Origin of the sequence: Streptomyces synnematoformans (assembly GCF_039531005.1) — a bacterium.
Taxonomy (GTDB): Bacteria; Actinomycetota; Actinomycetes; order Streptomycetales; family Streptomycetaceae; genus Streptomyces; species Streptomyces synnematoformans.
Genome location: NZ_BAAAPF010000454.1, coordinates 1 through 4,075, shown reverse-complemented (window position 1 = coordinate 4,075; position 4,075 = coordinate 1). Strand labels below are relative to the sequence as shown.

Sequence of the window (4,075 nt, the reverse complement as noted above, 5' to 3'; positions counted from 1 at the left end):
GGCCACCCCCGGCCCCAGCGCCGGACTGCTCGCCTGGGAGGCCCACTTCGCCGCCGCCCGCCGCCGTCCCGGCGCCGCCGCCGCCGACGCCGTACGCGTGCTGATCCTGCACGCCGCCCGCGCCGACGAGCAGGTCGCCGCCCGCGTCTACGACCGCGGCGACGCCGCGGAACGCCGCGCCGTGCTGCGCGCGCTGCCGCACCTCGGCCTCGGCCCCGGCGCCGTACCGCTGGTCGAGGACGCGCTGCGGACGAACGACACCCGCCTGGTCGCCGCCGCCCTCGGCCCGTACGCCGCCGCGCACCTCGGGGACCACGCCTGGCGGCAGGCCGTCCTGAAGTGCCTGTTCACCGGCGTGCCCGCGGACGAGATCGCGGGTCTGGCCGAACGCGCCGCCGGCGACGCGGAGCTCGCCCGCATGCTCGCCGACTACGCCCGCGAGCGGACCGCCGCCGGCCGCGCCGTCCCGGCCGACCTCGACCGGATACTCGACCTCACCCGCAAGGAGGTGTGATGCGCATCTTCGACCCGCACATCCACATGACGTCCCGCACGACCGATGACTACGCGGCCATGTACGACGCGGGCGTGCGCGCCCTCGTCGAGCCCTCCTTCTGGCTGGGGCAGCCCCGTACCTCCCCGGAGAGCTTCTACGACTACTTCGACTCGCTGCTCGGCTGGGAGCCCTTCCGCGCCGCCCAGTACGGCATCGCGCACCACTGCACGCTCGCCCTCAACCCCAAGGAGGCCAACGACCCGCGCCTGCTGCCGGTGCTGGACGAGCTGCCGCGCTACCTGCTGAAGGACCACGTCGTCGCCGTCGGCGAGATCGGCTACGACTCCATGACCCCGGCGGAGGACCAGGCGCTCGCCGCGCAGCTGGAGCTGGCCGCCGACCACGGGCTGCCCGCCATGGTCCACACGCCGCACCGCGACAAGGCCGCCGGCCTCGCCCGCACCCTCGACGTCGTACGCGAGTCCCGGCTGGCGCCCGGGCTCGTCATCCTCGACCACCTCAACGAGACGACCGTGGCCGCCGCCAAGGACAGCGGCTGCTGGGCGGCGTTCTCCATCTACCCCGACACGAAGATGGACGAGGACCGCATGGTCCGCATCCTGCGCGAGTACGGCACCGAGCGGATGCTGGTCAACTCCGCCGCCGACTGGGGCAGGAGCGACCCGCTCAAGACCCGCAAGACCGCCGACGCCATGCTCGCCGCCGGCTTCACCGACGCCGACGTCGACAAGGTGCTGTGGCAGAACCCGGTGGAGTTCTACGGCCAGAGCGGCCGGCTGGAGCTGGAGCCGGAGAAGCCGGAGGCCGGCGGGGCCACGTACGAGGGGAACTCCATCCTGCGAGGGGGAAGCTGAGCCATGCGCTTCCGGCACCCCGACGGCTCCCTCGTCCACCTCGCGTACTGCACCAACGTGCACCCCGCCGAGGACCTTGACGGGGTGATGGCGCAGCTGCGCGACCACGCCGAGCCGGTGCGCCGCCGGCTCGGCCGCGACCGGCTGGGCATCGGCCTGTGGCTCGCGCGCGACGCCGTACGCACCCTCGGCTCCGACCCCGCCGCGCTGCGGCGGCTGAAGAAGGCGCTCGACGACCGCGGCCTGGAGGCCGTCACCCTCAACGGCTTCCCCTACCAGGGGTTCGGCGACGAGGTCGTCAAGTACCGCGTCTACCGCCCCGACTGGACCGAGCCCGAGCGCCTCGACCACACCGTCGAGCTGGCCCGGCTGCTCGCCGCGCTGCTGCCCGACGACGTCACCGAGGGCACAATCTCCACCCTCCCGCTCGCCTGGCGCACCGGCTTCGACGACGCCGCCCGCAAGGCGTCGCTGACCGCGCTGGGCACCCTGGCCGCCCGCCTCGACGCCATCGAGGAGCTGACCGGCCGCTCCATCCGCGTCGGCCTGGAGCCGGAGCCCGGCTGCACGGTTGAGACCACCGCCGACGCCGTCGCCGCGCTCACCGCGGAGGGCGCGCCGCCCGCCGAGCGCATCGGCGTCTGCGTCGACACCTGCCACCTGGCCACCTCCTTCGAGGACCCGGCCACCGCCATCGCCGGCATCACCGGCGCCGGCCTGCCCGTCGTCAAGTCGCAGCTGTCGGCGGCGCTGGTCGCGGACCGGCCGGCCGAGCCCGGCGTACGGACCGCGCTCGCCGCCTTCGCGGAGCCGCGGTTCCTGCACCAGACCCGTATCCGCGCCGCCGACGGCTCCGTGCGCGCCACCGACGACCTCGACGAGGCCCTGGCCGGCGGCCTCCCCGACGACGGCCCCTGGCGCGCCCACTTCCACGTACCGCTGCACGCGCCGCTGGAGCCGCCGCTGACGGCGACGACGCCGGTGCTCGAAGAGACGCTGGCGCGCCTCGTCGGCGGCCCCGCGCCGCTCACGCGGCACCTGGAAGTGGAGACGTACACCTGGCAGGCGCTGCCCGCCCACCTGCGGCCGCGCAGCCGCGCGCAGCTCGCCGACGGCATCGCCGCCGAGCTGTCCGTCGCCCGCGACCTGCTCACCTCGCTCGGCCTGAAGGAGCTGCCATGACGCCCCCGAAGCGGCTGGTCGTCGTCGACGTCGTCGGCCTCACGCCGCGCCTCCTCGACCACATGCCCCACCTGCGCGCGCTGGCCGACGCCGGCTCGAACAGCGCGCTGACGCCGCCGCTGCCCGCCGTCACCTGCACCGTGCAGTCGACGATCCTCACCGGCGAGCCGCCGGCGGAACACGGGATCGTCGCCAACGGCTGGTACTTCCGCGAGCTGGGCGAGGTCTTCCTCTGGCGCCAGCACAACGCGCTCGTCGGCGGCGACAAGCTGTGGGACGCCGCCCGGCGGGCGTACCCCGGCTACACCGTGGCCAACGTCTGCTGGTGGTACGCGATGGGCATGGACACCGACTACATCGTCACCCCGCGCCCCGTCTACTACGCCGACGGCCGCAAGGAGCCGGACTGCTACACCCGGCCGCCGGAGCTGCACGACGAACTGACCGCCGCCTTCGGCACCTTCCCCCTCTTCAACTACTGGGGGCCCACCGCGAGCATCGCCTCCTCGCAGTGGATCATCGACGCCTCGCGGCACATCCTCGACGCGTACAGCCCAGACCTCACCCTCGTCTACCTCCCGCACCTCGACTACGACCTGCAGCGCTACGGCCCCGACGACCCGCGCTCGCACGCCGCCGCCCGCGAGCTGGACGACGCGCTGGCGCCGCTGCTGGCGGACGCGCGGGCGGCGGACGCGGAGACCGTGGTGCTGTCGGAGTACGGCATCACGCAGGCCGCCAAGCCGGTGGACGTCAACCGCGCGCTGCGCAAGGCCGGGCTGCTGGAGGTCTACACCCAGGACGGCATGGAGTACCTCGACCCGTGGGCGTCGCGCGCCTTCGCGGTCTCGGACCACCAGATCGCCCACGTCTACGTCCGCGACCCCGCCGACGTCGAGGCCACCCGGGAGATCCTCACCCGGCTGCCCGGCGTCGCCGATGTCCTCTCCGAGACCGGCAAGAAGGCCCACGGCCTGGACCACCCGCGCGCCGGCGAACTGGTCGCGGTGGCGGACCCGGACGCCTGGTTCACGTACTACTACTGGCTCGACGACGACCGTGCCCCGGACTTCGCCCAGCTCGTCGAGATCCACCGCAAACCCGGCTACGACCCCGCCGAGCTGTTCATGGACCCCACCGACCCGTACGTACGCCTGCGCGCGGTCTCCGCAATCGCCCGCAAGAAGGCCGGGCTGCGCTACCGCCTGGCCGTCGTCCCGCTCGACCCCGCCCCGGTGCGCGGCACCCACGGCCGCCTCCCGGACGACGAGCGGGACGGCCCCGTGCTGATCACCACCCGGCCCGGGGCGACCTCGGGTCCCGTACCGGCGACCGACGTGAAGTCCCTGCTGCTGTCGTTGGCCGGCCTCGACTAGCCCACTCGCGCCCAAGGAGCGACGCCATGTCCACCAGACCCAGCGAAGAACTCGCCCACGCCCTCAACAGACGCAGATTCCTCGGCGTCGCCGCCGGCGCCACCGCGCGCGCCTACGGCGTCTTCGACGAGGAGAAGGGCTGCGCG

The 4,075-nt window shown here is 74.0% G+C and carries 4 protein-coding genes; all 4 read left to right on the top strand.

The features are described 5' to 3' along the window. The coding region (locus ABD317_RS34230; protein ID WP_344295302.1) for an EboA domain-containing protein at positions 1-514 on the top strand (514 nt) is incomplete at its 5' end. Then, on the top strand, positions 514-1,371 hold the full coding sequence (locus tag ABD317_RS34225) for a TatD family hydrolase (RefSeq protein ID WP_344295300.1): 858 nt from the start codon (positions 514-516) through the stop codon (positions 1,369-1,371). The genes ABD317_RS34230 and ABD317_RS34225, both read left to right, overlap by 1 nt. A gap of 3 nt (positions 1,372-1,374) precedes the next feature. Then, positions 1,375-2,553, top strand: coding sequence for a metabolite traffic protein EboE (eboE, locus tag ABD317_RS34220; protein WP_344295298.1), 1,179 nt, complete (start codon positions 1,375-1,377; stop codon positions 2,551-2,553). Then, positions 2,550-3,929 (top strand): alkaline phosphatase family protein, encoded by a 1,380-nt coding sequence (locus ABD317_RS34215; protein WP_344295295.1) that lies wholly within the window; start codon positions 2,550-2,552, stop codon positions 3,927-3,929. The genes eboE and ABD317_RS34215 overlap by 4 nt, the downstream gene beginning before the upstream one ends. Positions 3,930-4,075: the final 146 nt, after the last annotated feature.

Coding starts and splice junctions, on each gene's coding strand:
- ABD317_RS34225 (WP_344295300.1), top strand. CDS start 514: ATGCGCATCTTCGACCCGCACATCCACATGACGTCCCGCACGACCGAT.
- eboE (WP_344295298.1), top strand. CDS start 1,375: ATGCGCTTCCGGCACCCCGACGGCTCCCTCGTCCACCTCGCGTACTGC.
- ABD317_RS34215 (WP_344295295.1), top strand. CDS start 2,550: ATGACGCCCCCGAAGCGGCTGGTCGTCGTCGACGTCGTCGGCCTCACG.